This window comes from Kribbella sp. VKM Ac-2568 (assembly GCF_004345365.1).
Classification (GTDB): Bacteria; Actinomycetota; Actinomycetes; order Propionibacteriales; family Kribbellaceae; genus Kribbella; species Kribbella orskensis.
Map to the genome: position 1 here is coordinate 46,534 of NZ_SLVF01000006.1, position 24,507 is coordinate 71,040.

30 protein-coding genes are annotated in these 24,507 nt (G+C 68.9%); 14 read left to right on the forward strand and 16 right to left on the reverse strand.

Going from position 1 to position 24,507, the window contains the following annotated elements:
• Nucleotides 1–43: 43 nt before the first annotated feature.
• Entirely contained in the window at nt 44–760 is a 717-nt protein-coding gene (locus EV648_RS18085) for an MBL fold metallo-hydrolase (RefSeq protein ID WP_241995327.1), read from the reverse strand.
• A 168-nt stretch (nt 761–928) separates the two neighbouring features.
• Between EV648_RS18085 and EV648_RS18090 the strand changes: the two genes are divergently transcribed.
• From EV648_RS18090 to EV648_RS18100, 3 genes are read left to right on the forward strand one after another with little or no spacing between them, the layout of a single operon-like run.
• Nucleotides 929–1,624 (forward strand): EcsC family protein, encoded by a 696-nt coding sequence (locus EV648_RS18090; RefSeq protein ID WP_132190058.1) that lies wholly within the window; start codon nt 929–931, stop codon nt 1,622–1,624.
• Nucleotides 1,625–2,011 carry a VOC family protein gene (locus EV648_RS18095; RefSeq protein WP_132292584.1) on the forward strand — a complete coding sequence of 129 codons (387 nt, stop codon included), beginning with the start codon at nt 1,625–1,627 and terminating at the stop codon, nt 2,009–2,011.
• A gap of 31 nt (nt 2,012–2,042) precedes the next feature.
• On the forward strand, nt 2,043–2,879 hold the full coding sequence (locus EV648_RS18100) for a helix-turn-helix transcriptional regulator (protein WP_132292587.1): 837 nt from the start codon (nt 2,043–2,045) through the stop codon (nt 2,877–2,879).
• On the opposite strand, the gene EV648_RS18105 is transcribed toward EV648_RS18100, so the two are convergent.
• Entirely contained in the window at nt 2,824–3,690 is an 867-nt protein-coding gene (locus EV648_RS18105; protein WP_132292590.1) for a helix-turn-helix transcriptional regulator, read from the reverse strand. The two genes, EV648_RS18100 and EV648_RS18105, sit on opposite strands and share 56 nt — an antisense overlap.
• 151 nt (nt 3,691–3,841) lie before the next feature.
• Between EV648_RS18105 and EV648_RS18110 the strand changes: the two genes are divergently transcribed.
• Complete coding sequence (locus tag EV648_RS18110; RefSeq protein WP_132292593.1) at nt 3,842–4,309, forward strand: VOC family protein; 468 nt, start codon at nt 3,842–3,844, stop codon at nt 4,307–4,309.
• 31 nt (nt 4,310–4,340) lie between these two features.
• Here the strand turns inward: EV648_RS18110 and EV648_RS18115 are convergent, their stop codons facing one another.
• Nucleotides 4,341–5,267, reverse strand: a complete 927-nt coding sequence (locus tag EV648_RS18115) for a hydroxymethylglutaryl-CoA lyase (protein ID WP_132292596.1) — start codon at nt 5,265–5,267, stop codon at nt 4,341–4,343.
• Between the two features lie 95 nt (nt 5,268–5,362).
• On the opposite strand from EV648_RS18115, the gene EV648_RS18120 reads away from it, so the two are divergent.
• Entirely contained in the window at nt 5,363–6,007 is a 645-nt protein-coding gene (locus tag EV648_RS18120; protein WP_132292599.1) for a GNAT family N-acetyltransferase, read from the forward strand.
• A 41-nt stretch (nt 6,008–6,048) separates the two neighbouring features.
• Here EV648_RS18120 and EV648_RS18125 read toward each other — a convergent pair whose 3' ends face one another.
• The 3 genes from EV648_RS18125 to EV648_RS18135 all read right to left on the reverse strand — a co-directional run bounded on the left by EV648_RS18125 (nt 6,049) and on the right by EV648_RS18135 (nt 9,045).
• Complete coding sequence (locus EV648_RS18125; RefSeq protein WP_132292602.1) at nt 6,049–6,834, reverse strand: metallophosphoesterase; 786 nt, start codon at nt 6,832–6,834, stop codon at nt 6,049–6,051.
• A 118-nt stretch (nt 6,835–6,952) separates the two neighbouring features.
• On the reverse strand, nt 6,953–8,224 hold the full coding sequence (locus tag EV648_RS18130) for a type IV secretion system protein (protein WP_132292605.1): 1,272 nt from the start codon (nt 8,222–8,224) through the stop codon (nt 6,953–6,955).
• Nucleotides 8,224–9,045 (reverse strand): hypothetical protein, encoded by an 822-nt coding sequence (locus EV648_RS18135; protein ID WP_132292608.1) that lies wholly within the window; start codon nt 9,043–9,045, stop codon nt 8,224–8,226. The genes EV648_RS18130 and EV648_RS18135 overlap by 1 nt, the downstream gene beginning before the upstream one ends.
• Nucleotides 9,046–9,228: 183 nt before the next feature.
• Here EV648_RS18135 and EV648_RS18140 point away from each other — a divergent pair, with 183 nt between their 5' ends.
• Both EV648_RS18140 and EV648_RS18145 read left to right on the forward strand, forming a co-directional pair.
• On the forward strand, nt 9,229–9,771 hold the full coding sequence (locus tag EV648_RS18140) for a MarR family winged helix-turn-helix transcriptional regulator (protein WP_241995329.1): 543 nt from the start codon (nt 9,229–9,231) through the stop codon (nt 9,769–9,771).
• Between the two features lie 137 nt (nt 9,772–9,908).
• Nucleotides 9,909–11,429: a molybdopterin-dependent oxidoreductase gene (locus EV648_RS18145; protein ID WP_132292611.1), complete on the forward strand. Its 1,521-nt coding sequence runs from the start codon at nt 9,909–9,911 to the stop codon at nt 11,427–11,429.
• A gap of 9 nt (nt 11,430–11,438) precedes the next feature.
• On the opposite strand, the gene EV648_RS18150 is transcribed toward EV648_RS18145, so the two are convergent.
• A complete protein-coding gene (locus EV648_RS18150; protein ID WP_132292614.1) occupies nt 11,439–12,041 on the reverse strand; it encodes a TetR/AcrR family transcriptional regulator in 603 nt (200 codons plus the stop codon).
• A 57-nt stretch (nt 12,042–12,098) separates the two neighbouring features.
• On the opposite strand from EV648_RS18150, the gene EV648_RS18155 reads away from it, so the two are divergent.
• The 3 genes from EV648_RS18155 (at nt 12,099) to EV648_RS18165 (ending at nt 15,437) form a co-directional block, all read left to right on the forward strand.
• Nucleotides 12,099–12,869, forward strand: a complete 771-nt coding sequence (locus EV648_RS18155; protein ID WP_132292617.1) for a hypothetical protein — start codon at nt 12,099–12,101, stop codon at nt 12,867–12,869.
• Nucleotides 12,866–14,929: a YhgE/Pip domain-containing protein gene (locus EV648_RS18160; protein ID WP_132292620.1), complete on the forward strand. Its 2,064-nt coding sequence runs from the start codon at nt 12,866–12,868 to the stop codon at nt 14,927–14,929. The genes EV648_RS18155 and EV648_RS18160 overlap by 4 nt, the downstream gene beginning before the upstream one ends.
• A 166-nt stretch (nt 14,930–15,095) precedes the next feature.
• Entirely contained in the window at nt 15,096–15,437 is a 342-nt protein-coding gene (locus EV648_RS18165; RefSeq protein ID WP_132292623.1) for a hypothetical protein, read from the forward strand.
• Here the strand turns inward: EV648_RS18165 and EV648_RS18170 are convergent.
• The 4 genes from EV648_RS18170 to EV648_RS18185 are packed head-to-tail and all read right to left on the reverse strand — an operon-like array spanning nt 15,434 to nt 18,632.
• On the reverse strand, nt 15,434–15,667 hold the full coding sequence (locus tag EV648_RS18170) for a hypothetical protein (RefSeq protein WP_199234687.1): 234 nt from the start codon (nt 15,665–15,667) through the stop codon (nt 15,434–15,436). The genes EV648_RS18165 and EV648_RS18170 overlap by 4 nt on opposite strands.
• Nucleotides 15,668–15,702: 35 nt before the next feature.
• On the reverse strand, nt 15,703–16,959 hold the full coding sequence (locus EV648_RS18175; protein WP_158294015.1) for a neutral/alkaline non-lysosomal ceramidase N-terminal domain-containing protein: 1,257 nt from the start codon (nt 16,957–16,959) through the stop codon (nt 15,703–15,705).
• Between the two features lie 40 nt (nt 16,960–16,999).
• Nucleotides 17,000–17,710 carry an N-acetylmannosamine-6-phosphate 2-epimerase gene (locus tag EV648_RS18180; protein WP_132292629.1) on the reverse strand — a complete coding sequence of 237 codons (711 nt, stop codon included), beginning with the start codon at nt 17,708–17,710 and terminating at the stop codon, nt 17,000–17,002.
• The gene (locus tag EV648_RS18185; protein ID WP_132292632.1) at nt 17,703–18,632 is read right to left on the reverse strand and encodes an N-acetylglucosamine kinase; all 930 of its coding nucleotides are present in this window, start codon (nt 18,630–18,632) and stop codon (nt 17,703–17,705) included. The genes EV648_RS18180 and EV648_RS18185 overlap by 8 nt, the downstream gene beginning before the upstream one ends.
• Nucleotides 18,633–18,801: 169 nt before the next feature.
• Between EV648_RS18185 and EV648_RS18190 the strand changes: the two genes are divergently transcribed.
• Entirely contained in the window at nt 18,802–19,635 is an 834-nt protein-coding gene (locus EV648_RS18190; RefSeq protein WP_132292635.1) for an LLM class flavin-dependent oxidoreductase, read from the forward strand.
• Nucleotides 19,636–19,698: 63 nt separating this feature from the next.
• Nucleotides 19,699–20,148, forward strand: coding sequence for an SRPBCC family protein (locus EV648_RS18195; RefSeq protein ID WP_132292638.1), 450 nt, complete (start codon nt 19,699–19,701; stop codon nt 20,146–20,148).
• On the opposite strand, the gene EV648_RS18200 is transcribed toward EV648_RS18195, so the two are convergent.
• Nucleotides 20,145–20,375, reverse strand: a complete 231-nt coding sequence (locus tag EV648_RS18200; protein WP_132292641.1) for a hypothetical protein — start codon at nt 20,373–20,375, stop codon at nt 20,145–20,147. The genes EV648_RS18195 and EV648_RS18200 overlap by 4 nt on opposite strands.
• 222 nt (nt 20,376–20,597) lie before the next feature.
• Here EV648_RS18200 and EV648_RS18205 point away from each other — a divergent pair, with 222 nt between their 5' ends.
• A complete protein-coding gene (locus EV648_RS18205; protein WP_241995330.1) occupies nt 20,598–21,050 on the forward strand; it encodes a MarR family winged helix-turn-helix transcriptional regulator in 453 nt (150 codons plus the stop codon).
• 32 nt (nt 21,051–21,082) lie between these two features.
• Here the strand turns inward: EV648_RS18205 and EV648_RS18210 are convergent, their stop codons facing one another.
• From EV648_RS18210 to EV648_RS18225, 4 genes are all read right to left on the reverse strand, one after another.
• Nucleotides 21,083–21,823: a GntR family transcriptional regulator gene (locus tag EV648_RS18210; RefSeq protein ID WP_132292644.1), complete on the reverse strand. Its 741-nt coding sequence runs from the start codon at nt 21,821–21,823 to the stop codon at nt 21,083–21,085.
• Nucleotides 21,824–22,085: 262 nt separating this feature from the next.
• Nucleotides 22,086–22,706: a dihydrofolate reductase family protein gene (locus EV648_RS18215; RefSeq protein WP_132292647.1), complete on the reverse strand. Its 621-nt coding sequence runs from the start codon at nt 22,704–22,706 to the stop codon at nt 22,086–22,088.
• Nucleotides 22,706–23,212 carry an SRPBCC family protein gene (locus tag EV648_RS18220; protein ID WP_132292650.1) on the reverse strand — a complete coding sequence of 169 codons (507 nt, stop codon included), beginning with the start codon at nt 23,210–23,212 and terminating at the stop codon, nt 22,706–22,708. Before EV648_RS18220 ends, EV648_RS18215 begins: the two co-directional genes overlap by 1 nt.
• A 3-nt stretch (nt 23,213–23,215) precedes the next feature.
• Nucleotides 23,216–23,557, reverse strand: a complete 342-nt coding sequence (locus EV648_RS18225; RefSeq protein ID WP_132292653.1) for a helix-turn-helix transcriptional regulator — start codon at nt 23,555–23,557, stop codon at nt 23,216–23,218.
• A 155-nt stretch (nt 23,558–23,712) separates the two neighbouring features.
• On the opposite strand from EV648_RS18225, the gene EV648_RS18230 reads away from it, so the two are divergent.
• Nucleotides 23,713–24,501 (forward strand): TIGR03084 family metal-binding protein, encoded by a 789-nt coding sequence (locus EV648_RS18230; RefSeq protein WP_132292656.1) that lies wholly within the window; start codon nt 23,713–23,715, stop codon nt 24,499–24,501.
• Nucleotides 24,502–24,507 lie beyond the last annotated feature (6 nt).

The following is a 24,507-nucleotide window of genomic DNA, read 5'->3' on the forward strand; positions in this document are numbered from 1 at the left end:
CATCCTGACCTACGCCCCGAACAACCAAACGCCGGGCAGCCCGTCAGAGGGCGACGCGCAAACCGGGCTGGGCCAGCACCACGGGACACCCCGCCACCTGCGCGGCCTCGTCGAGCAGCCGGAGGTGGTCCTGCCAGGCGCGGAGATGGGTCAGGATCAACAGCCTGGCGCCCGCCTTCGCGGCGAGCCGGCCCGCGTCCCCAGCAGTGAGGTGCCCACGCAGCGGCCCGTCGGCATCGAACCCCGAAGCCTCGGCCAGCAGCACCCCACAGCCCTCGGCCAACTCTTCGACGGCAGCACATGGCTCGGTGTCGGCCGTGTAGCAGAGGGCATCGTCCACCCTCGTGGCCCAGCACTCGAGATCGCCGTGCTGCACGCCTGCCAGCCGAACCGTCAGCGGACCGAGCACGCGAACATCCGGCTGGATGACGGCGGTCGTGAAGTCGTCCGGGCTGGTGGTCAGCACCGGGTTCATGTTCGACGGACCGAAGACCGGGATGGGACCGCAGTCGGATCCGTCGCGGATCGCCTTGGAACGGTAGTAGCTGAGCTGAGTCACATCCGACCAGTGGTCGGAGTGCGCATGCGACAGGATCACAGCTCCGATCTCCTCCGCCGCGGCGTAGCGCTGGAGCGGTCCGGCCGCGCCCGCACCGAGATCGAGCAGCAACCGGAATCCGTCCTTCTCGACCAGATAGCTCGACGCGGCGGAGTCCGGACCCGGCGCCGAGCCCGAGCAGCCGACCACAGTCAGTCTCATCCGCCGAACGTATCGCCCGGTGAGGGCCGCGCCCGTGGGGAAACTGCCCGGTGGGGGACCGGCCGGGGTTTCTCCCGAGTGGCGCGCGCTGGGCAGCCACGTAGAGTTGAAAGTGCTGCACCCGCCGCCGGGACCCCGGGGCGGGTGCCCGAGTTGTGAAGGAGTGCTGTGGCCGGAGTAGCCAGGTTCGTCGCCAGCAGTCTCGCGCCTGCCGCGCAGCGGTTCGCCCCGCAGGCCGCGGCGGGTGTGCTGCGTCAGGTCCTCGAGATCGCGATCGACGGATATCAGCGTTTCCCGGGCGCGGAGAAGGTCGCCGAACGCCAGCTGTCCAAGAACGGCAACGACGCGCAGCTCGCGGTCGACGCCGTGATCGACCAGCACATCCGGTTGGCCGGAGTGCAGGGTTTCGTCACCAGCATCGGCGGACTCGTCACCCTGCCGGTCGCGCTGCCCGCGAACCTGACCGGCCTCGCCGTCGTGCAGGCCCGGATGATCGCCGCGGTCGCGCACCTGCGCGGTTACGACCTCGACGATCCGCGAGTCCGGACCGCGGTGATCACCTGCATGCTGGGCGAGGAAGGTGTCGACGACCGGCTGAAGAAGTCGAGCCTGCCGACGTCACCGCTGGCGATCGCGACCGCGCCGGTGTTCGACCCGGAGCTCGACCGGCTGGTCTCCGGCGAGGTCGTCGGTGAGTTGATCGCCCGGATCAGCGGCAAGCGGATGGGCCTGATGGTGACCCGGCGAGTCCCGCTGCTCGGCGGTGCGGTTGCCGCCGGCGTGGACGGCTGGTCGACGTACCGGGTCGGTCAGTACGCCGACAAGAGCCTGGTGCGGCGGATCCCGCGGCCCATCGAGCAGTAGATGGTCGCGCCGTTCTGGGGGCCGACGCTGGACTGCCCGGAGCCTCGCGGGCTGGCGGAGTTCTACCAGCGGATCTGCGGCGGCGAGATTACCGTCTCAAGCGAGACGTTCGTGGAGCTGCGGTGCGACGGGTTCAGCCTGGGGTTCCAGCGGGATCTGAACTACCGCGAGCCGACCTGGCCCGAACCCCGCGTGCCGCAGCAGTGCCACCTCGACTTCAAGACGGCCGACCTGGACTCCGAAGAGGCCCAGGTACTCGCGGCCGGCGCCACGAAGACCGCGGTACAGCCTGCGCCGTCGGTTTTCCGCGTGTTTCTCGATCCGGCTGGGCATCCGTTCTGCCTGACCACCTGGGGTACGCCGGCCGGGCCTGCGCAATCCCGGTGAAACTGTCGGTGGTGCGTGTCAGCATGGCTGGATGAGTACCCGACGGGTTGAGCTCGGGGAGTTCCTCAAGGCGCGTCGCGCCCAGGTGACCCCCGAGGCTGTCGGCCTGCCGCCGGGCGGTCGACGCCGTACTCCGGGCCTGCGGCGCGAGGAGCTCGCCCAACTCGCAGGCGTCGGGGTGACTTGGTACACGTGGCTCGAGCAGGGCCGCCCGATCAACGTGAGCGGCCAGGTGCTCGACGCCGTCGCGGCAACGCTGCGGCTTAGTGAACCCGAGCGGGCGCACCTCTATCGTCTGGCCGAGGCGACGACAGTACGGCCGAAGCCCCGCGAGTGTGCGAACGAGTTGGTGCTGACCGAGATCCTCGACGCGCTCGATCCACTGCCGGCGGTGATCACGAACACCCGCTTCGACATCATCCAGCCGAATCAGGCGTTCAGCGATCTCTTCCACGACTGGCACACGCTGCCCTGCGTCCACAAGAACCTGCTCTGGTGCATCGTCACCGAGCCACTCGCGCGGCAGCAACTGCTGAACTACGAGGACGAGGTCCCGTACCTCGTCGCCCGGCTCAGGTCGGCGTACGGGGAACACATCGGCGATCCCGACTGGGAGACCGACCTCGCCCGGCTCCGCAAGCTGAGCCCGGAGTTCGACGAGCTGTGGTCGAAGCACGAGGTGGCCGAATGCAGCCCGCGCCCCCGCCACGTCGTCCACCCGGTCGCCGGCGAGCTCCACTTCACCGTCACCGAGCTCTCCGTGCCGGCCCACCCCGACCTGGTTCTCTTCGTGGAGACGCCCGCCGACGAGCTCACTCGCGAGAGGCTGCCGCTGACTCGCCGGGAACCGATAGCGGCCGAGGCGTGACCCAACTGCTGAGCAGCTTGAGCTTCTCCTCCGACGGCGATCCCGTGGCAGCGCTGTAGATGATCAATGAGAGGTCCGGATCCGCGGCCGGCACGAGCGACTCGTAGTTGATCCGCAGGTCGCCGACGGCCTCGTGGTGGAACGTCTTGGTGCCATGCGTGTGCTTGAAGACCCTGTAGTCGGCCCAGAAGCGGGAGAACTCGTCTGAGCCGGTGGACAGGTCTCCCACCAGTGCGGCGAGCAGTGGGTCCGACGCGTCGGGGCGGGCCGCCGCGCGCAGGATCGCGACCATCTGCGCGGCGATCTCGGTCCAGTCCGGGTACACCTCGCGCGCCTTCGGGTTGAGGAACATCCAGCGAGCCATGTTGCGCTCCGCCGCGGGCATCGCGTCGAAGTCGTCGATCAGCACCTTGCCCATCCGGTTGATCGCGACGACCTCCAGCCGCGGTCCGTGGACGACCGCCGGCACCGGGTCCAGGGCGTCGAGCATCATCCGGATCGCCGGTCGCGCCTTCGGTGGGCGTGGCTGGTCGGGCCGCCCGGTCGGCTTGACCAGATCCGTGAGGTGTTGCCGCTCGAGCTGGTCCAGCCTGAGCGCGTCGGCGACGGCCGTGAGGACCTGCGCGGACACATTCCTGGCCCGGCCCTGCTCGAGACGCGTGTAGTAGTCGGCGCTGACGCCGGCGACCAGGGCGATCTCCTCACGTCGCAGCCCGCTCACGCGACGGCTCCCCGAGCGCCAGGGCAGGCCGACATCCGGTGGCGTCAGGCGGGCCCGACGGGAGCGGAGGAACTCACCCAGCTCGTTCATGCTCCCAGTCTCGCTCGCCGGCAGCTCCGCCGGCGAGGAGGTGGGTGGGTCTGCCAGACCTAGGTTGACCAGGGCCTTTCTCCGCCTTCTGAGCGGAGGTGCCGGGCTCTTGACTGATCTCGTCCGCGCTTCGACCTCGAGGAGACAGATCATGCCGATGCCCAGCAATCCCCCGAAGAACCCGTCCAGCCCCTTCGCGTCGTTCGCCGGCCACCACGTCGGCGTACGGGTGCCGGACTACGAGGCCGCCAAGCAGTGGTACGTCGAGAAGCTGGACTTCCGCGTGCTGCAGGAGTGGCCGTACGGCGAACTCAAGCTCGCGTACCTCAGCCCTGCCAACGACGACGACTTCCACCTGGAGCTGCTGGCCGGCCCCATCCCGTTCCCGAACGAGGTGCTCGACGATCTCGGGGTCAGCCTGCAGCACGGTGGTTACCAGCACATCTGCGTGCACGTGGACAACGTGGACAAGGCTGTCGCGGAACTCGCCCGCCGCGGCGTCGACCTGATCGGCGACCCTTTCGAGATCGACGACATCAGCCGCCGCCTGGCCTTCTTCCGCGATCCCTGGGGCAACATGATCGAACTCTCCGAAACCCTCCCAGGCGCCGGCGCCTGACCTCTGCTGGAGCTCTGGGGCTGGATCGAGGTCAGCCGGCGAGGGCTTGGACTACTCGGCTGGCGGAGGGTTTGCCTAGTTGGGTGGACATCCACGCGCTGGTGGCGACGAGCTTCTCGAGGTCGACGCCGGTCCGGATGCCGAGGCCGTCGAGCTGCCAGACGAGGTCCTCGGTGGCGAGGTTGCCGGTCGCGCTCTCGGCGTACGGGCAGCCGCCGAGCCCGCCCGCGGAACTGTCGACGGTGGTGATGCCTTCGCGGAGCGCGGTGAGGGTGTTCGCGAGCGCCTGGCCGTAGGTGTCATGGAAGTGCACGGCCAGCTTGTCCACACCCACGGCGGCGGCGGTGAAGGCGTGGATCAGCGCGATCACCTGGCCCGGGGTCGCGACGCCGATCGTGTCGCCGAGGGAGAGTTCGTGGCAGCCGAGCTCGACCAGGCGCGCACCGACCTTGACCACCTGGTCGATCGGTACGTCGCCCTCCCACGGGTCGCCGTAACACATCGAGACGTAACCGCGGACCGTCAATCCCTGTGCCAGCGCACGTTCGACCGTCGGGGCGAACATGGCGAACTGGTCGTCCACGGTCGAGTTCAGGTTCTTCGCCGCGAAGGTCTCGGTCGCGCTCGCGAAGATCGCGATCTCGCTGACCCCGGCCTCGAGGGCGCGGTCCAGACCGCGTTCGTTCGGGACGAGGACTGGAGCGCGAACATCTTCGGGGAGATCCAGCAGGCTCAGCAGTTCCGCGGCGTCGGCGAGCTGCGGCACCCACTTCGGGTGCACGAAGCTGGTGGTCTCGACGGTCGTCAGCCCGGCGTCGACCAGCCGGCGGATGAACTCCGCCTTCACCGCCACATCGACGATCGCGTCCTCGTTCTGCAACCCGTCCCGGGGTCCGACCTCGTAGATCGTCACCCGCTCGGGCAGCCCCTCGGCCCCGACCCGCTCCGGCTTCCGCACGTCTGCCTCCCTGTCCACTTCCCTCGTGGCGCGACCGCTTCGTGGGCGGATCCGCCGTCTGAGCCCGCGAGGGTTCTCCTCCACAATGGCTCGTGATGACAACTCTGGCTGACATTCTGCGCGGCATCGAACGCGGCGTCTTCCCCACCCCGGACCTGAGCGTCACGGTCGTCCCGGCGCCGTCCGACCGGGAGAGCTGCGTCGTCGCGTTCACCGGCCACATCGTGGTCGCCGCCGACGTCGACCCCGCCTGGGTCGCCGAACGCATCAAGCCCGGGGATCTCTCGGCACCCCTCAACCCGCCCTTCCTGTCAGCACTCGAGCAACTGACCGGCCGCCGGGTCAACGCGATCGACGCGATGCTGCTCGCTCCTGCGCTGGTGGATCCCGTCGAGCGGGCCGCCGCGATCGAGGGGCTCACGGAACTGACTGACCACGAGCACCCACGCGTCGAGCGAGCTTGGCGGTACCGCGACGACGTACACGTGTACGCCGATTCGTACGCCGGCCTGGTGCTGACCGGGCGCGGGCTCGCGGGCCGCCTCGAGTGCGCCCTGGAGGTCCCGGAAGGCGAACGCGGCAAGGGCCACGGCCGCCGCCTCGCCCGAGCGGCCCGCGCCCTCATCCCACCGACCGCCCACATCTGGGCCCAGGTAACCCCCGGCAACGCCGCCTCCACCCGAACCTTCCTAGCCGCCGGCTACCAACCCATCGGCTCCGAAGCCCTGCTCGTCCGCTAGCCCGAGCAACGTCCGCCAGCGCCCGCCAGCTCCAATAGCTGTCAGCGGGGTGGGCGGTGGTAGGTGGGTGGGGTGTTGGCGTGGAAGTCGCCTCGGTAGATGCCGTGGAGGATTTCGCTTTGGTAGCCGTCGAGGTCGGGCATGCCGAGGTCGCGGGCGATCTCCAGCTCGCCGGCGGCGTCATACGGGACGCGGACGAACTGGATGGAGAACGGGGCCGGGTCGGGGGTGTCGGGGACGCCTTCGAGGATGACGTAGACCGGGGTGGGGTCGCTCATGCTGTTGCCTACACTGCCGGTGTTGAACAGGGTGCGGCCGCCGAGGTCGACCTCGTAGAAGGCGTCGTGGGTGTCGCCGTAGCCGACCACGTTCGGGATCGGGCCGTCGCCGGTGGCCTCGGTGTTCTCGAACATGCCGAGGAACTCCCGCTCGTCATGGTCGAATCGGACCCGCCGGTGCACGGTCGTCTCCGAGGCGTGGAAGAGGCGGATCTGCCTGCCGCTCAGGACGAAGTCGTGGCAGAACGGGAGGGCGCGCAACCAGATCCACTGGTCCTCGCGGAGTTCCTTCTTCCACCAGCGGAGGGCCTCGTTGTCGAACTCGCGGTCAGGGTCGGGCAGGAAGTCGTCCCAGTTGCCGAGGATGTTCACCTCGCACAGTTGCTGGCACCGATCCACCACTTCACTGCCCCGCGGACCCTTGCCCACATAGTCCCCAAGGTTGAAGATCCGCCCGATCCCCCTCGCCTCGATGTCCGCGAGCACAGCCTCCAGCGCGGTCAGATTCCCATGCACATCCGAGATCAACGCAATCCGCTCCAGCCCCATAACCCCATCCTCACACCGCCCCCAGGTCAGCCCGCACGGATGGTTGGTGGGGCTGGGCGGTCTCGGGGTGATTGCTGCAGGTGGGCGTGTGCGGGACACGTGTTGTCGGGTGGGGTGGTTACCTGCTGCCCTTCGGGCCTGTGGGTTCGGGGGTGCGGGTGGTTGAGGAGGAGTTCTTGCGGGAGCCGCCCCAGCCTCGGCCGCCTGAGGTGCTGGAGGTGCTGCCTGAGGAACCGCCGCCGGATTCGCCGGCTGAGTGGGAGGCTGCGGCGGCTAGGGCTCCGCCGGCCTTTTTGGCGCCGGTTACTGCTGCGCCGGCTGCGGCTAGGCCGCCACTTGCTGCGACGCCGATTGCGCCGGATGCGCTTTTGCCTCCGCCGCCTCCGCCACCGCCGCCGCCGCCGCTTGAGGATGAGCGGCCGCCGAAGGCGGAGCGGCCTATGGAGACGGCGCCGGACGCTGCGCCGCCTGGGTCTGCTACTCCGCTGCCCATACCTGAGCTGCCGCCGGAGACGGCTGCTGTCAGGGGTACCGCGAATCGGAGCAGGGCGGGTAGGGCGAAGACTGCGAGGAGCATCATCATCAGGCCGGTCAGCGCCTGGACCAGGCCGTTGCCTGACTGGTTCGTCATGCCTGCCTGGTTCATCTTCATCGCCGCGGCGTAGACGAACGCGGCCGCGGGTTTGTAGGCGATGAAGGCCAGCGCCCAGCCGCAGTACTTCTTGAACCAGGCCTTGCCGACCTCCGTGTTCGTTGCTGCCGCCGCGATCGGGAAGGTTCCGGCCAGCAGGACGAGCATCGCCGAGCGGATCAGCATGAGCACGACCTGGATCACGGCCGCGAAGAACACCGCGACCCCGAGGAACATTGCCGCCAGCAGCGGAAGCTGGTTGGTCGCGGCCTGCGTTCCTCCCTTCACCACCATCGCGCCCAGGGCCAGGTGGAACTGCTGGTCCTTCGGAGTCGCGCTCTGCACCACCTCCATCGCGAACTCGTCGGACAAGGCGACCAGCAGTTGCAGGAAGGCTGTCCCGGCAGTGGCGACCAGGACGAACAACATCGTTGCCTTGAGCAACTCGCGGAGTGGCTCGCCGCGCTGTTCCCAGGCCATCCGCAGGCCCGCCGCCAGGATGGCGAAGGTGAAGATCGCGCCCGACACCGCGAGAGCGTGGCCGTGCAGGAACTCGATCGACCCGCTGGCGGCAGTGCCGGTGTCCGAATGCTGCGGGTCCAGGGTCGGACTGTCGATCTTCATCCAGAACGTGGCGACCGCCTGCAGGCCGGCCGATGCCAGCTCACCGATCTTGGTGGCCAGGGCGTCGAACTGCCCGGTGACGATCGACTGGAAGCCTTCCTTGATCGAGCAGCCGATCTCGAGCTTGCCGCACATCAGATACCACTCCAGGCCACGAATCCGTCGAGGTCACGGCGCTGGGCGAAGGGCGCGCCGACCGCTTCGCCGGCCGGCGGCGGCACCACTCGCCAGTCGCCGTCGTACCACGCGAGAGTGAGGGTCGCGCTGACGAACGCCGTCTCGACCGGCATCGCGAGCATCACTGTCGCGCGGTTGCGGGAGGCGTCGAGCACCCGGTAGGCGACCGGCTGGGCCGAGTCGGAACTGTCGCTCACCGGCTCGGACCGCAGTTCCCTGATCAGGGCGACGGTGTCGCGGCCCGGCAGCATCAACTTGCCGGCCGTCGCGACCGCCTTGCGCTGGTCGGCGATCGCACCGATCGTGTTGTACGCCGCGAAGACCGCGCCGGTCGGGGAGTGCGCGAAGCACCGGCGGAAACCGTCGGCGTCGACCTTGCCCGGTCCGTAGGCGGTCGAGCGCGGGACCACCACGCGGCGAGTGACCTCCCAGCCGTCGACGGCAGGCGCCGAGGCCGGGATCGCCTGGTCGCCGTCGGGCAGCCCGCACCGGCTCACGCCGTCGCGACCAGAGTCACCCGCGGGATCCTCGGAGCCGGGCGTCGCCGAGCGCGCAGTACCGGCGGGTGTAGCGGGGCCGCCCGCGACGGGTGAGCCTGGATCGATCGGTGATCCAGCGCCCGCTGGGGCTGGCAACGATGCCGGGGAGGGTGCGGAGGAGGCGTCAGACGAGAGGCCGGTGATGATGAGCAGACCGCCGCAGGCCAGAATGGCTCCGATCACGATGCATGCGGCGACGAACCCCCGGCCGAAGGGTGACTGGTCCTCGTTCTCGCTCATCGGATCCCCGCTTTCCCGCTGGTTTCGCTGACGGGGAGAGCCTGGCAAAGATCGGCGGCCGCCGCGGAAGTTATCCACAGGCAGCCGGAGTCACGCTCAATCTGCCATCGATCGCGTCTCGACCTGTAGCCGAAAGGTCACCCCGTGTAGCGAAGTGACCGGGTCAGCTAATAGAGTCCGCGCATGACCATCGCGCCTTCGCTTTGCTCGCCCCTAGCGCTCGCCGATGCAGAACCCACTCATGTCGCCGAACCCTGGGAAAGCGACGTGATCAGCGCGTACGGCCTGCTGCGTGAAGCAGCGGCCGAACTCGATCACCTGATGCGCCATTCCCTCAAGCGCAGTGGCCTGCAAATGGCAATGTTCGAACTGTTGCTGCGGCTTGCCCGCAGCCACGGGGAGAAGCAGCGTCTCACCTCACTAGCCCGGGAGTTGACCGTCACCACCGGCGGCATCACCCGGCTGGTCGACCGCGCCGAGAACCTCGGCCTGGTGCGCCGGGAGCCTTGTCCCGACGACGCCCGCGGGTCGTTCGCGGTTCTCATGGAGGAGGGCAAGCGGCGGCTGCGCGAAGCGCTGCCCGACCACCTCCTGGAGATCGACAGCCTGTGGATGTCTCAGTTGGCCGACGAGCGGGAGCTCGTGCTCGGCCGGCTCCGCCGGGTCCGGGACAACGCCCGTCGCTGGCCCAACGGCCGGCCCAGCCTCGGCCCCATCACCCGCTGACCGGCCCGGGGCACGGGCCGATCGGATTGCCGTCATGCCCCAGCGCCGAGGCATGACCTGAAAAATACCTGTTACCTGGAACTAACGGTTGCGGTGCCCGGCTGGTGTCGGGCACCCGACCGAGCAATTGTTGAGAGGTGAACGAACCTCAGCCCCGGCGCCTGCCCCTCATCCGCGCAGCGATCGGTGGCATCCTGGCGGCGCTCGCGGGACTCGCGGCAGGTGGCGTGGCAGCCGCGGTCCTCGGCACCTCGCAGACGCCGGTGGTGGCGATCGGCTCGGCCTTCATCGACCGGGTCCCGCCGTGGCTGAAGGACCTCGCGATCTCCCTCTTCGGGACACACGACAAGACCGCCCTGAAGACCGGCATCCTTGTCGTCCTCCTCGCGCTGGCCGCTGTCGGTGGCATTCTCGCCGTACGGCGGTACTGGGCGGGCGCGATCGTCGTGATCGTCCTGGCCGGGGTGGCCGTCATCGCCGCGGCGACGCGTCCCGACGCCGGGCAGACCGGGTTCGTCCCCTCGTTCGTCGCGGGGATCGTCGCCCTTCTCGTCCTGAAGTTGTTCTCCAACCGGCTCGCTGACCTCGGCGGCCCCGAGGAGGACGGCGTCAGCCGGCGCGGGTTCCTCCAGCTCACGGCAGGTGTCGCCCTCGGCACCGTCGCGGTGGGCGCCCTCGGCAGGCTCGTCGGTGGACGCCGCACCGCTGTGACGGATGCCCGGGCGGCCCTCTCCCTCCCGAAGCCGCCCAACCTGGAGCCACCGGCCGGAGTACAGGCTGCCAGCGCGACACCGTGGGCTACGCCGAACGACGACTTCTACCGGATCGACACCGCGTTGTCCGTGCCGCTGATCCAGCCGAAGGACTGGAAGCTGCGGATCCACGGCATGGTCGAGCGCGAGATCGAGCTGACCTTCGACGACCTGCTGAAGCGCAAGGTCATCCACAAGTGGGTCACGTTGACCTGTGTGAGCAACGAGGTCGGCGGCGACCTGATCGGCAACGCGCTCTGGTCCGGAGTACTGCTGAAGGACCTGCTCGCCGAGGCCGGGCCCTCGAAGGACGCGGACGCGATCCAGTCGACCTCGAAGGACGGCTTCACCGCCGGTACTCCGCTGAGCACGCTGCTGGACGATCGCGAGTCCATGCTCGCGCTCGCGATGAACGGGCAGCCGTTGCCGTTGGAGCACGGGTTCCCGGTGCGGATCGTCGTACCAGGGCTGTACGGGTACGTGTCGGCGACGAAGTGGCTGGTGGATATCGAGGTGACCCGGTTCGACCAGTTCGAGGCGTACTGGACGCCGCGCGGCTGGGACGAGCTCGGGCCGATCAAGTTGTCGTCGCGGATCGACGTACCGCGGTCGAAGGCGTCGGGTGGTCAGGTCACCGTCGCCGGGGTCGCATGGGACCAGCACGTCGGGGTGTCCAAGGTCGAGGTCCGCGTTGATGGGGGCCCTTGGCAACAAGCGACCCTCGCCACGGACGCGTCGATCGACACCTGGCGGCAGTGGCACTGGAGCTGGAACGCGCCGCGCGGCAACCACGTCCTGCAGGTCCGCGCGTTCGACGCCAAGGGCAATCCGCAGATCGAGGCGCAGGCCCCGCCGGCCCCGAACGGCTCCACCGGCCTGCACACCGTCAACATCAAGGTCGGCTGACAACCGTTCCTAGCTGCTGATGGTCTCCAGGATCATCGGCAGAAAGGTGTGCTCCAGGGAGCCGGCCGGGACCTTCGCCGGCTCCAGCAGGTACTGCGAACGCGCGCCCTCGTGCAGCGCCATCACCAGGCGGACGAACTGCTCGGGCGGCACGGACAGCCGCAGGTTGCTCGCGGCGGTGATCTCCTCGACCAGCCGGGTCAGTTGCTCGCGGAACATCGCGCGCTGTTCGATGAGCGCCTTCGCCGCGTCCGCGTTCCGCAGCGCGTGCAGCGTGAACTCCGTCGAGATCAGGTGCCACTGCCGCTGGTCTGGCGCCGCGTCGTCCAGCAATCCCAGTACTGCGTCGAGCAGCGATCCGGGCTGATTCGCAAGGTCGGGCAGTAGCGCGCCGATCTGCTCCAGCAGGCGATCCGTGGTCGCCTGGAACAGGGCCAGCACGAGTTCGTCCTTGGACCCGAAGTTCGAGTAGAAGGCGCCGCGGGTGAACCCGGCCCGCTCGCAGATGTCCTCCACCGAGGCGCCGTGGAAACCACGCTCGGCGAACACCTCGAGGGCACCTTCCAGCAGCCGGGCGCGGGTGGCGGAGCGACGTCGCTTGGGTGTTTCCATAGCAGTACGATACAGTCTTGTATTGGATACACAAACGTATTGAACGGGGAAGCGACAGTGGAGCTCAGGGCTTACGCGCTCAGCGTGCAAGGTCCGCACGCGCCGATGCTGCAGCCGACCTCGGTGAACGTCGGCGACCACCAACTGGTGTTGCTCGCGGGCTATCCCGGCCCTGGTCACGTCGCTGCCGCGCTCGGGCTGTCCGGTCGGCTGAAGCCGGACGGTGGCGAGGTGAAGCTGAACGGGCAGACCGACGGACGCCTGCTCCGCCGGAGTGTCGCGGTGGTGGACGCCCCGGGGATCACCGAGCCGGACGACGCCCTGCCGGTGCAGACGGTCGTGGGCGAGGAACTGGCGATCGCTGGACGCAAGGCCGGGCGTAAAGCCGTGCGCGAGTGGTTGGGCGAGCACGAGTGGTCCGAGTACGCCGACCGGCGGTTCGAGCATCTGCCGGTCAGCGTGCGGACGGAGTTGCTCGCGGAGCTGATGGTCGCGGGGAAGGACGTGAAGGTGGTGATCCTGACGATGCCGGACCGGCTCGGCGGGGATCCGCATGACTGGTACGGCGTCGGGCGGGATCTGGCGTCTAGGGGATACGCCGTGCTCATCACCTGCGCGGATGCCTCGGCACGGCTACTCGGCGTACCGGCGGCGCAGATGGGTTCGGTGAATCAGCCCGACCCCGTGCAGGTCGAACCCGCCGCGCCGGTCGAACCCGAAGTACAGGTCGAAGCCGAAGGACCGGCTGCGCCCGAGGCGCCTGCCGAAGTACCGGTCGAAACAGAAGCAGCTGCAGAGGAAGACGAAGACGTGAAGGACCAGGTATGACGGCCATCCGGATGGCGCTGAGCGAGTTGCGGCGGTTGACCGCCGGTCGGTTGCCGAAGCTCGCGGTGGTGGCCTTGCTCTGCGTCCCGATGCTGTACGGCGGGCTGTACCTGTACGCGAACCACGATCCGTACGGGCGGCTCGACAAGGTCCCTACGGCGGTAGTCGTCGAGGACGAGGGGACCATCCTGTCGACTGGCGAGAAGCTGTCGGTCGGTCCACAGGTCGCCGACGAACTGGTGAAGTCGAAGAGCTTCGACTGGCACCGCGTTGACCGGGCGGAGGCGAACGCGGGTGTCACCGACGGGCGGTACGAGTTCGCGCTGGTGCTGCCGAGGACGTTCTCGGCGGATCTCGCCTCGAGCGCGGAGTTCGAGCCGCGGCAGGCGAATCTCGAGCTGCTGACCAACGACGCGAACAACTACCTCGCCCACACGATCGCGAACCAGGTCGTCGCGCAGGTGACGAAGAGCGTCGCGGCCCAGGTGAGCGAGACCGCCGCGAGCAAGCTGCTGGCCGGGTTCAGCAAGATCCACGGGCAGATCACCAAAGCGGCGACGGGTGCCGGGCAGCTGCAGAGCGGTCTTACCTCGGCCGCGACCGGTATGACCAAGCTCCAGACCGGCGCCGGGCAGCTGAACACTGCGCAGAAGCAACTCTCGGCGGGCGCGACCCAGCTCTCTTCCGGTCTCACTCAGGCAGGCAAGGGCGCCACCGACCTCGCTAGCGGCGCAGGGCAGTTGAGCACCGGGCTCGGAACCCTGAAGACGAAGACCGCCACGCTGCCGGCCCAGACCAGGAAGCTGGCGACCGGCGCCGATCAGGTTGCTGATGGCAACGAGAAGATCGCGACCACCGGGCAGCAGGTGGCGACCGCGTCCGGCACGTTGGTGAAGGACCTGAGCACGCTCGATGGCGACTTGGCGGCGCGGCTCAAGGCGCGCGGGTTCACTCAGGCGCAGATCGACCAGGTCCTCGCGGAGACGGCCAAGCTGCGTGGTCCGGTGGTCACTGCCAACACCAAGATCCAGTCCACCTCGAAGCAGCTGAACCAGCTCGCCAGTGGCGCTCGGCAGGTGTCAAATGGCGCTGCTGCCCTAGCCAACGCCACACCGGCCCTGACCGCCGGGATCAACAGCGCGTCCACTGGCGCGACCAAGCTCAGCACGGGTGCGACCCAGTTGCAGACGGGTGTGGCGTCGCTGCAAGCGGGCGCGTCGAAGCTGGCGACTGGCGAGCAGCAGGCGGTGGCCGGCCAGGGTGAGCTGCTCACCGGCGTGAACAGCCTGGCGACCGGCGTCGGCAAACTCAAGACCGGCGCGACCGAGCTCAACACCGCTCTCACCAACGGCGCCAAGCAGATCCCGAACCCGTCTCCCGAGGCACGGAAGGCGGTCGCGGAGACCCTCGGAGCCCCGGTCGGCCTGACGAACACCTCGCAGGCGACGGCGGACAGCTACGGCGCGGGGCTGGCGCCGTTCTTCCTCAGCCTGTCCTGCTGGATCGGCGCCTACGTGCTGTTCCTGCTGGTCAGGCCGTTGTCACCCCGGGCGCTGGCCGGTCTGCAGGCACCTCTGCGGGTCGCCCTCGGTGGCTGGCTGCCGCCGGCGATCTTCGGTGCGGTCCAGGCGACGCTGGTATTCACCGCGGTGGTGATCGGCCTCGGGATCGACACCGCGCATCCGTGGCTGACGGTGGGCTACCTGATGCTCACGTCGCTGACGTTCGTGGCGATCCTGCACGCGCTGTCCGCCTGGTTCGGTGCCGTGGGCAAATTCCTCGGCCTGGTGTTGATGGTGGTCCAACTGGTCAGCGCGGGCGGCACCTTCCCGTGGCAGACGATCCCCGCGCCGCTCTACTTCTTCCACCACGTACTCCCGATGAGCTACGCGATCGACGGCGTCCGCCACCTGATGTACGGCGGCCCCGGCCCCAACCTCGGCAAGGACCTCCTGGTCCTGACGGCCTGGCTCCTCGCAGGCATCACCGCCTCAGCCCTGGCAGCCCGCAAACAACGCATCTGGCCCGCCAAGAAACTCCAGCCCGAACTAGCCCTCTGAGCATCACCCGGGCGTGAGTTGCTGGGCTCCCCGCCGCCACGCCCCGCGAGATCGAGAGCTGTTGTGGTGGGGGTGGTGGTGCTTACTGTGAGATATGGGTGGGGATGTGGTCGCTTCGAAGGCGGCTAACTTCTTGGTCGAGGATGCTGCGCTTCGAGATGGGGTGGTGGGGACGGTCTTCGACGTGGCCGGGGTGTCGCAGAAGCCTGTCGATCTGGTGCTTGCCGGGTTCAGGAAGTACTACGGGGGGCTGTGGGTGGGCGGGCGGATCAAGGTGACGGCGAGCGCCATCGCGATCGCGCCGAACCTGATGAACCGCGCTGTTCACCACGAACTGGCCTCGATCGAGCTGCGGCTGGTGGATCTCGAGTCGGTCGAGGTCCTACCGGGGTTCGTCACGAAGATCATTGCGCTCCGTACGCCGGAGCATGTCGTGAAGGTTCGCTGTTACGGTGCGCCAGCGCTGGCTCAGCAGATCCGCGAGCTGGCCGCGCGGGCGACCGGTTAGTGGTGGTTCCAGGTGGGGGAACCCTTGGGGGCGGCGTCGCGGAGGGCGGTTTGGTGCTGGATGTGGTTCCAGCGGGCCAGGTCTTTGTCGCCGCCCAGGACCAGGAGGCCGTCTCGTGTGGGGTAGGCCTGGCCGGCGGTGACGCAGTACGGGAGGTCGGGAGGCGGGACGCGCTGGCCGTCTGCCTTCAGGAGGAAGACGTCGGGAACCAGATATTTGATATCTGTCAACTGGTCGATCCCTCTTGAGTGGCGTGCGCACAGAGTTAGCGGGTCACTCCGAGGAGCGCGGAGGCGGTGCCGAGGAGGACGTTCGTGGCGGGCTGGTCGAAGAAGGTGATGAGCGCTTCATAGGTACTGCGCTGGGCGGCGTCCGGGTCGACGACGTACCCGTAGTAGCCGTCGGTGTAGCCGATCACCCGCGTGACCGGGTGCGGGCTGTCCGCCTGGAGGCAGGCGCCGTGGATGGCGAAGAGTTCGACCGGAAGGTGCACCCAGGCCACGTCGCCGAAGACGACCACGCTGACGGGAAGATCGAGGTACTCGGGGAGCTCCGCGGCCGACATCAAGGCCTGCCCGCGAGCACCGTCGAGGCGGGTCTGCGCGATCCGGACCGCCGGTTCGTCGAGGCCGCCGTGGATCCCGGCCGCGGCGGTGGCCACCATCGCGGCCGCTTCCGCCGGCGCCGGAATATCCCGCACCTTCAACCGAGCCGTCGTACGCCGGATGGTCGGGGCGACGGCGGGTAGGTCGAGCCCTGGTTCGGCCAGGGCGTCGGCGACGCGGGCGGCGAGTAGCCCGCCCAGGCGGTCGACCTCCTCCGCACCTCGACCCTGACGGGTGAAGCGGGGGCTCACATCGCCGGCGGCGCCCTGCAGGAACCCCACCACCACGGAGTCCGCGCCCAGAGCCGCCCGAGCCGCGCCCGGCCAGTCTGCGGACCAGCGCAGATTCTCGGGCCCGTAGGTGGTCGGGTGACAGGCGAAGTCGAGCAGAATCGCGGCCAGCGAACCGTCGAGCGAGTGCAACGCGAGCACACCGGCCGTGTTGTCGTGCGGGCCGTTCCTTCGGTGCCGGTTGGTCCCGACGCCGAGGACTTCCACCGACCGCCACGACGCACGCACCGGCTGCCTCTGCATCGGAGCCGAGGCGACCGCCGCGACAAGCGGCTCGTACAGCGACGGTTCCCGCGACGCGGGTATCACCGGGTGGATCTGTCCGGTCCACCCAGACGGGCCCGAGTGGGTGTGGGAGGCACAGACGACCACGCACTCCGGCGGGATTCCCGCGGCCGATGCGGCTGCCGCAGACAACTCGGCCACCAGGGCGGAGCCCACCGCGATCGCGTCCAGACTCAACCAGAGCACGCCCGGCGAGTCCGCCGTACTGAGCCAGATCATCGTCGCCCGCAACGGGTCCGCAGTACCGGTGGCCAGGTCCGCGCGAGCCGCGTACCCGTCCAGGCGGTGTCCTGGCGGTGGGGTGACATCGAGGGAGGCCGCACCCAGGAGTAGCTCGCTCACGTCAACGCTCCAGCAGTCTGTCCGCCGAGGCGGGTGGTGCTCATCTGGTCCCCTCGAAAGAGTTGGCTCCTGAGTACCGCGGAATCGAGGCCACCAAACGCGCGGTGGTTTCCATCGGATTAGTGATCGCCGTCCCCACGACGACGGCGTACGCACCGGCATCGAAGGCGGCGCGGACGTCCTCGGGGGTGCGGATCCGGCCCTCGGCTACGACCGGGCAGTCCACCTCGGCGACCAACTGCCGGATCAGCTCAATGTCCGGCTCATCCGGTACGACGTCAGCGGTGTACCCGGAGAGCGTGGTCGCGACGAGGTCGGCGCCGGCTGCGCGGGCCGCGTGTCCTGCTTCGAGGCTGTCGCAGTCGGCGAGCACGGGTACGCCGAGTTCGTCGTGGATGCGCTTGATCTGCAGCTCCAGCGGGAGTCCGTCCGGGCGCGGGCGGAGCGTGGCGTCGAGTGCGATCAGGTCGGCGCCGGCCTCGACGATCCCGACGGCCGACTCGTACGTCGGCGTGATGAACACTCCCGCGGGGTCGCCGAGCTTGTTGAGGCCGATGATCGGCAGGTCCGTGACGGCCCTGATCGCCGCGACGTCGGCAGCGCCGTTCGCACGGATCGCACCGGCGCCACCCGCGACGGCCGCGCGGGCCATCAGCGTCATCGGCCCCGGCGCGTTGAACGGATTGCCGGGACCGGCCTGGCAGGACACCACCAGACAGCCACGGTCGAGGATCGCGGCGCGGTCAGGCATGGTGGGTCACGATCAGCTCGGCGTACGGACCCGGCGGACCGCTCGCCAGCCTCTGCGCACCATCCAATGAGTTGCCCTCAGCAACTATAAGCTCCGCCCTGCTCGGCAGTTTCGCGCGCAGCGGCTCGGTCAACTGATCGCCCGCACCGTCGAACAGCCCGCCGACGCACGCGACCGGAACCTGTCCTTGGCCTGCCAACGACCCGACCGCCGCGCCGATCGTCTCCGCGAGCTCGCCGGCAGCCCGTACGACGATGTCGTGTGCGACCGGATCCTCCTCGGCGGCGCAACGCAGTACGACCGGTGCGAAGCGCGCGACGTCGTCCACCAGCGTCGGCGACGGGTAGAGCGCGATCGGGTCCAGGTCGGTGTCGGCCAAGGTGGTCGCCGGGCCACGGCCGTCCCTGGCCCGCTGCACCGCGACCAGCCCGGCCCGGCCGATCGCGAAGGCACTGCCGGCATCTCCGAAGAGGTAACCGTGGCCGTCGATCTTGTACCAGGAGCCGTCCCGGTCGATCCCCAGGCAGACCACGCCAGTACCGGCGGCCAGCACGACGCCGTACCCGTCGGGGAGAGCGCCGGCGTGGGCGGTGATCATGTCCTGGGTGAGCCTGACCTCCGTGGCCCGCAAGGTCTCGGCGATGCTCTTGGCCAGGATCTCGGCTGTCGGCAGGTCCTTCGGGAATCCGGTCAGGCCGAGCGCGGCGACTTCCACCGGTCCGGTGACACCTGCATGATCGGCGGCCGCGCGGACGGCGTCGACGGTGGCCTGGATGCTGTTGGCGCTGTGCGTGAAGCCAGGGCCGCTGCCGGTCCTGCCATCGGGGATCACGCGCACTCTGAGCGCTGACTGCCCGCCGTCGAAGGCGAGGCGGATCGGCCCGCGCGTTGCGGGGTCCGCCGCGGCTGGGTGAGCGGTCATGAACGGTGGACCTCTGCCTTCTTGCAAGTGCTGATTGGCCTACTCTCGCTCCCCGGGCCTCTGCGGGTAAAGCAATCCGAGTAGACCACTCGGTGCCCGTTGTGTGCTCGCTCAAGCTTCCCGTGGCAGGCTGACGTCGGATGGTTTCCGATCGTGAGGGGCGGGCGGCATGCGGTTCGGGCTGAAGGTGAATCCGGCGGGGTGGGACGACGCGTCGCAGTGGGCCGGCATCGCGGAGGCGGCCGGGTTCGACGGACTGTGGACCGGCGACAACCTGCGCAACCCGCGCGATCCGGCGATCCCGGTGCACGACGGGCCGACCATCATCGCCGGCTGGGCGGCCACGACCACGCGGATCCGGGTGGGGCTGCTGATCGCGAACATGGTGTTCCGGCAGCCGACCGTACTCGCGAAGCAGGCCACCACGCTGGACCACGTGTCCCGTGGGCGGTTCGACCTGGGGATCGGCTCGGGCGTCTGGCCGACCGATCACGGGATGGCCGGGACCGAGGTGTGGACGGCCCGCGACCGGACGGACCGGCTGGCCGAGTTCGTCGCCGTGGTGGATCGGCTGCTGTCTGGCGACGTGAGCGATCACGCCGGGCCGTACTACCCATACACGCTGGCCGCGATGACGCCAGGCACCGTGCAGGAGCGGTTGCCGCTGATCGTCGCCGCCAACGCACCTCGTGCACTCGCGGTGGTCGCGGCGCACGGCGACGGCTGGGTGACGTTCCCTGGTGCTGCCGCGGAGGCGGCCTTCTACGAGGCCTCCGTACGGCGTACCGAGGTGCTCGACTCGTTGCTCGAGGGACGACGCGAGATCCGCCGGATCCTGCTCGCGTACGGCGAGATCGATCCCTGGGCCTCGGTGGACGCCTTCGCCCGACTCGTCGACCGCTACCGCGGCATCGGCTTCAACGAACTCGTGCTCTACGCACCGAAGGACCACGAACGAGCCGTCTTCGACAAGGTGATCGCCCGGCTCGATTCGTACCGCTAGTCGCTCGGGCTGGACCGCCTGCTTCCGTGCTCGGCGGTCTAGTGTCGGTGCGAGGAGGGCGAGATGGCTGTCGACGTACTCACCGAGATCGTGATCGCGCGACCGGTCGAGCTGGTCGCTCGGTATGTCGGGGATCCCTCCAACGCGCCGGAGTGGTACGCCAACATCGAGTCGGTCGAGTGGCAGACCCCGCCGCCAGTGGCGCTCGGCTCACGGATGAACTTCGTCGCTCATTTCCTGGGACGACGGTTGGCCTACACCTACGAGATCGTCGAGTTGGAACCGCTGCGGCGGCTGGTGATGCGGACCGCGCAAGGGCCGTTCCCGATGGAGACCAGCTACGAATGGTCCGCCGAGGGCGCCGACTCGACCCGGATGAGCCTGCGCAATCGTGGCGAACCGTCCGGGTTCGCAGGCCTGGCCGCGCTGGTGATGGCTGCCGCCATGCGTCGCGCCAACCACAAGGACCTCAATCGCCTTCGCGACATTCTCGAGTCGACCTCGGGGCGTTAGCCGGCCGTTTGCGTTGTGAGGATCAGGTCTCTGTGGTGTACGTCGTGAGCCTCGGCTGATGCGGTGTCCGACAGAATGGGGGGTAGAGGCGTGCCGTGGAGGGGGATCGGGGTCTCGCACCACTCGAGGAGGATGGGGTCGGCGGCGGCTTGGTGGACGGCCAGGTCGACGAGGTTGAGCTCGCAGACGTCGACCGGGTTGCCGGTCATGTCGACGATGCTGGTCATCAGGCGGCGGACCTATTCCTCCCAGAGGGGGTTGTCGGCCGCGACCTCGTCGGGGCGCGCGGCAGCGTTCATTGATCATCCGGCCCCGTGGTGTTGTCGATGACGGTCAATTGTGGCTGCTGCCGCACCTCCCGGAGAAGCCCTTTCATGTCCGGACCGGACCAGAAGCGCTAGCGTGGAATGGTCAGGTTTGGTGACTATTGGTTGGTGGAGGTGTGGCGGGTGGAGAGTCGGGTGCGGCGGAGTCAGGAGGATCCGGATCTGGGGATGTTGGCGGGGCGGTTGTTGTTCGCGGTGCAGGGGGAGTTGTTCGGGGCTCTGGCGGAGCTGGGGTTCGACGATCTGCATCCCCGGCACGGGGCGGTGCTCGCGTACCTGGAGGTCGACGGCATCCGGGCGACCGACTTGTCGCGGTTGTCGGGGCAGCACAAGCAGGTGATCGGGACGATGATCGACGAACTCGAGACGCTCGGGTATGTCGAGCGCCGGCCGGATCCGGCGGACCGGCGGGCGAAGCTGGTCTGCCCGACGGAGCGAGGGCTGGCTCAGATGACCGCGGCCGACAAGGTGATGACGGCGATGCAGGAGCGGCATGCGCGGCGACTGGGCCGGGAGAAGTACGCCGAGTTCAAGACCACCTTCATTGACGTGGTCGAACACCAGCGCAGGGGCTAGGAGCCCTTCGGCCTGGTCTGAGATGGCGGCGGTCAGGAGCCCTTGGGCTTGGTCTGGGGCGGCGGGGGCATGCGGAGCTCGGCCGTGAAGGCGTAGCGATCGCCGCGGTAGACCCCCGACGTGTACTCGAAGACGCGCTCCCGGCGGTCGAAGCTGACGCCGTTGAGGCCGAGACACGGCTGGGTCGTGGGGATGTCGAGCCAGCCGGCCGTTCTCGCGTCGGGCATCACCGGCTCCAGCTTCGACGTACCGCTGACCAGTTCGATGCCGTAGCGGCTGGTGAGGAGTTCGTAGAGGGAGCCGTTCAGGTCGGCCGCCTCGATGCCGGGCACGTAGCTGTCGGGCAGCGTGGTCCGCTCGACCACCATCGGCAGGTCGTCGGCCAGCCGGAGCCGGGTGAACGTGAGCACCGGATCGCCGACCGGGATCCGCAGCCGCCGGGCGACCGAGCGCTCGGCCTTCTGCCGGCGGAACTCGAGCATCTTGCTGCCGGGCATCATGCCGCGCCGGCGGATGTCCTCGGAGAAGCCCATCATGCCGAGCCACTTCGCCACCTTCGGGCGGGTGGTGTACGTGCCGCTGCCGTGCCGGCGGACGAGCAGTTCCTCGATCACCAGTTCGTCCACCGCCCGGCGCAGCGTCATCCGCGCGACGTTCCACCGGGCCGCCAACTCGCGCTCGGGCGGCAGCGCGGCGCCCTCCGGCAGGGTGTCGATCAAGGTGAGCAGCAGTGCCCGGATCTCGGCGGCCTTTCCAGGCAGCGAACTGTGCATCCGTCCTGACTAACACTCCCACGGGTCCACTGGAACCCCTTCCAGCAGCACAGACAGGCAACCTCGACCCCGGAGCGTTCAACCGCGCGACGAGAAGTAGCGTCCGGACCTGACTCGGCTCAGGCTAGTGCGCACCTCGTCAGTTGATCCCTGACTCGGCTCCTTCCTGGCCATCCAGCAGGTGGGCTGGTCATCCCGGCAGGAGAACCGCTTGCGTGCCAACCGCATGGCTGTTCCTTCGCGTCCGCGGTCCGCCGTCCGCCTACCGCTCCCGGACGGCGTAGGTCAGGTGCGTCACCCTCGGGGAGGGCTCCGCGCGGACCGGCTCCAGCGCCACGCGGCCCGCGTCCACGCCCTCGAAGAGGCGGATTCCGGAGCCGAACAGGACGGGTGAGAGCGCGATCGAGAACTCGTCGATCAGGCCGGCGTTCAGGTACTCCAGGATCGTCGCGCCGCCGCCCGCGATGCGGACGTCACGGTCGCCGGCGGCCTCGCGGGCCTGGTCGAGCGCGGTCTCGATGCCGTCGTTGACGAAGTGGAAGGTGGTCCCGCCCGGCCGCTCCCAGGGGTCACGCTTCTCGTGCGTCACGACAAAGACCGGCGTGTGGAACGGCGCCTCCTCCGGCCACATCTGCTCGCCGGCGTCGAACAAGCGCTTGCCCATAACGCTCGCGCCGGTGCGCTCGAACGTCTCCCGCACGATCTCGTTGTCGCGCCCCTCCTCGCCGCCCTCGCCGAGCTTCAGGTTCTCCCGGAAGAACCGCTGCGGGAAGATCCACTGCTGCAGTTCCATCCACTGCTGCCCCATCAAGTCCTCGAGGGACTCGGGCGCGATGAACCCGTCCAGCGACATCGACACACTGAAGAACACCTTCCCGGCCATCAGCCCTCCACTCCCAACCGAGAGATCTCGGTGACGTAGGCAGCCAGGTTGCTCAGGGTCTGCTGGCCGCCCTCGATCGCGTGGTACTTCTCGACCGCCTCGTCGCGCAGCTCCTTGGTGGGGAACACCGTGCGCATCTCGATCCGGGTCGCCGCACCGTCGGGCGCGAACGTCAGGGTCGACTCGAAGGCGTTCGGGTCGCCGCGGGACTCACCGTGGAGAAACTCGATCCGCTCCGGCGGGGCGAGCTCGGTCCAGGAGATCCACTCGGGGTAGTCCGTCCCGTCCGGTCCGTGCAGCACGAAGTCCCACTCCCCGCCGACGCGGAACTCGAACGACCGCGTGGTCGTGGTGAACCCCTCCGGACCCCACCACCGCGACAGGTGCCGGACCTCGGTGAACGCCTCGAACACCAGCTCCCGCGGCGCGTCGATGACCCGGGAGATCACGATCTCCCGGTCGGCCGTCGCCGGCTCCGCCCGCGTTTCATGCCTTACCTCTGCCATCGGTCATTCCTCCTGCCGTGTCTGCTTCAGGTCCTGCACGTAGGCGTCCAGCCGGTCGAAACTCTCGTTCCAGAACCGCTCGAACCCGCCGGCCCACTCGTGGACCGGCCGCAGCCCACGGGCGTCCAGGCCGTACAGGCGCTGCTTGCCTGCCTTGCGGTCCCGCACCAGCCCCACCTCCCGGAGCACCCGCAGGTGCTTGGACGCCCCCGGCTGGCTCATCCCCAGCTCCTGGGCCAACTCGGTCACCGGCCGCTCACCCGCCCGCAGCAGCACCAGGATCTCCCGGCGCTGCGGCTCGGCGATCGCGTTGAAGACGTCCGACGTCGTCGCTGCTCGTGCCATGGTCGCCATCATATGCCCATATCGGCATGCGTCAAGTTGAGCTGAATCAGGCGGGTGAGGGTCCCGCTGCAGGGCGCAGATCAAAAACAAGCACCCTTGATTCTTTTTCGGGACGGTGGGAGGCTCGGGGCACGATCCGAGGCAGGGAGTCGCGTGTGCAACTGGACGAGGTGCTTGCTGATCTGGGGGCCGAGAGCGTCGAGCTGGACCTGCTCGTCGGTGGCTTGAGCGCGGACGCCTGGGCGACCCCGACGCCGGCCGAGGGCTGGACGATCGCACATCAGATCGCGCATCTGGCCTGGACCGACGAGGCGGCGCGGATGGCCGCGGCCGAGCCCGAGGAGTTCCAGGCGACGCTGAAGCAGGCACTGAAGAACCCCAGTGGCTACGTGGATGAGGGTGCCGCCGAGACGGCCTCGCTGCCGCCCGGCGAGCTGCTGACCTACTGGCGCGAGACCCGCGGTGAGCTGGCGGACGCGCTGCGGGCGGTGCCGAGCGGCGAGAAGGTGGCGTGGTTCGGTCCGCCGATGAGCCCGACCTCGATGGCGACCGCGCGACTGATGGAGACCTGGGCCCACGGGCTGGACGTCGCCGACGCTCTCGGGGTCCATCGCCAGCCGTCCGCGCGACTGCGGCACGTCGCACACCTGGCGGTCCGGACCCGCGACTTCTCCTACCTACTGAACGACCGCAAACCGCCCGAGGCTCCGTTCCACGTGGAACTTCGCGGACCGGACGGCGAGCTGTGGACGTGGGGCCCCGAACACGCCGAGCAGCGGGTGACCGGTTCGGCGCTCGACTTCTGCCTGCTGGCGACTCAACGCCGGCACCGCGACGACCTCGACGTACGGGCGTCCGGCGAGCAGGCGGACGAGTGGCTCGGCATCATCCAGGCCTTCGCCGGTCTCCCGGGCAAGGGCCGCGAGCGAGGGCAGTTCGCATGACCCGCG

Excerpts from the sequence above, each read along its gene's own strand:
- EV648_RS18135 (WP_132292608.1), bottom strand. The coding sequence starts at position 9,045 with ATGAGCGAGAACGAGGACCAGTCACCCTTCGGCCGGGGGTTCGTCGCC.
- EV648_RS18085 (WP_241995327.1), bottom strand. The coding sequence starts at position 760 with ATGAGACTGACTGTGGTCGGCTGCTCGGGCTCGGCGCCGGGTCCGGAC.
- EV648_RS18120 (WP_132292599.1), top strand. The coding sequence starts at position 5,363 with ATGACAACTCTGGCTGACATTCTGCGCGGCATCGAACGCGGCGTCTTC.
- EV648_RS18185 (WP_132292632.1), bottom strand. The coding sequence starts at position 18,632 with ATGACCGCTCACCCAGCCGCGGCGGACCCCGCAACGCGCGGGCCGATC.
- EV648_RS18215 (WP_132292647.1), bottom strand. The coding sequence starts at position 22,706 with ATGGCCGGGAAGGTGTTCTTCAGTGTGTCGATGTCGCTGGACGGGTTC.
- EV648_RS18105 (WP_132292590.1), bottom strand. The coding sequence starts at position 3,690 with ATGAACGAGCTGGGTGAGTTCCTCCGCTCCCGTCGGGCCCGCCTGACG.
- EV648_RS18095 (WP_132292584.1), top strand. The coding sequence starts at position 1,625 with ATGGTCGCGCCGTTCTGGGGGCCGACGCTGGACTGCCCGGAGCCTCGC.
- EV648_RS18180 (WP_132292629.1), bottom strand. The coding sequence starts at position 17,710 with ATGCCTGACCGCGCCGCGATCCTCGACCGTGGCTGTCTGGTGGTGTCC.
- EV648_RS18225 (WP_132292653.1), bottom strand. The coding sequence starts at position 23,557 with ATGGCACGAGCAGCGACGACGTCGGACGTCTTCAACGCGATCGCCGAG.
- EV648_RS18110 (WP_132292593.1), top strand. The coding sequence starts at position 3,842 with ATGCCGATGCCCAGCAATCCCCCGAAGAACCCGTCCAGCCCCTTCGCG.
- EV648_RS18190 (WP_132292635.1), top strand. The coding sequence starts at position 18,802 with ATGCGGTTCGGGCTGAAGGTGAATCCGGCGGGGTGGGACGACGCGTCG.
- EV648_RS18160 (WP_132292620.1), top strand. The coding sequence starts at position 12,866 with ATGACGGCCATCCGGATGGCGCTGAGCGAGTTGCGGCGGTTGACCGCC.
- EV648_RS18220 (WP_132292650.1), bottom strand. The coding sequence starts at position 23,212 with ATGGCAGAGGTAAGGCATGAAACGCGGGCGGAGCCGGCGACGGCCGAC.
- EV648_RS18130 (WP_132292605.1), bottom strand. The coding sequence starts at position 8,224 with ATGTGCGGCAAGCTCGAGATCGGCTGCTCGATCAAGGAAGGCTTCCAG.
- EV648_RS18150 (WP_132292614.1), bottom strand. The coding sequence starts at position 12,041 with ATGGAAACACCCAAGCGACGTCGCTCCGCCACCCGCGCCCGGCTGCTG.
- EV648_RS18195 (WP_132292638.1), top strand. The coding sequence starts at position 19,699 with ATGGCTGTCGACGTACTCACCGAGATCGTGATCGCGCGACCGGTCGAG.
- EV648_RS18125 (WP_132292602.1), bottom strand. The coding sequence starts at position 6,834 with ATGGGGCTGGAGCGGATTGCGTTGATCTCGGATGTGCATGGGAATCTG.
- EV648_RS18140 (WP_241995329.1), top strand. The coding sequence starts at position 9,229 with ATGACCATCGCGCCTTCGCTTTGCTCGCCCCTAGCGCTCGCCGATGCA.
- EV648_RS18100 (WP_132292587.1), top strand. The coding sequence starts at position 2,043 with ATGAGTACCCGACGGGTTGAGCTCGGGGAGTTCCTCAAGGCGCGTCGC.
- EV648_RS18210 (WP_132292644.1), bottom strand. The coding sequence starts at position 21,823 with ATGCACAGTTCGCTGCCTGGAAAGGCCGCCGAGATCCGGGCACTGCTG.
- EV648_RS18200 (WP_132292641.1), bottom strand. The coding sequence starts at position 20,375 with ATGACCAGCATCGTCGACATGACCGGCAACCCGGTCGACGTCTGCGAG.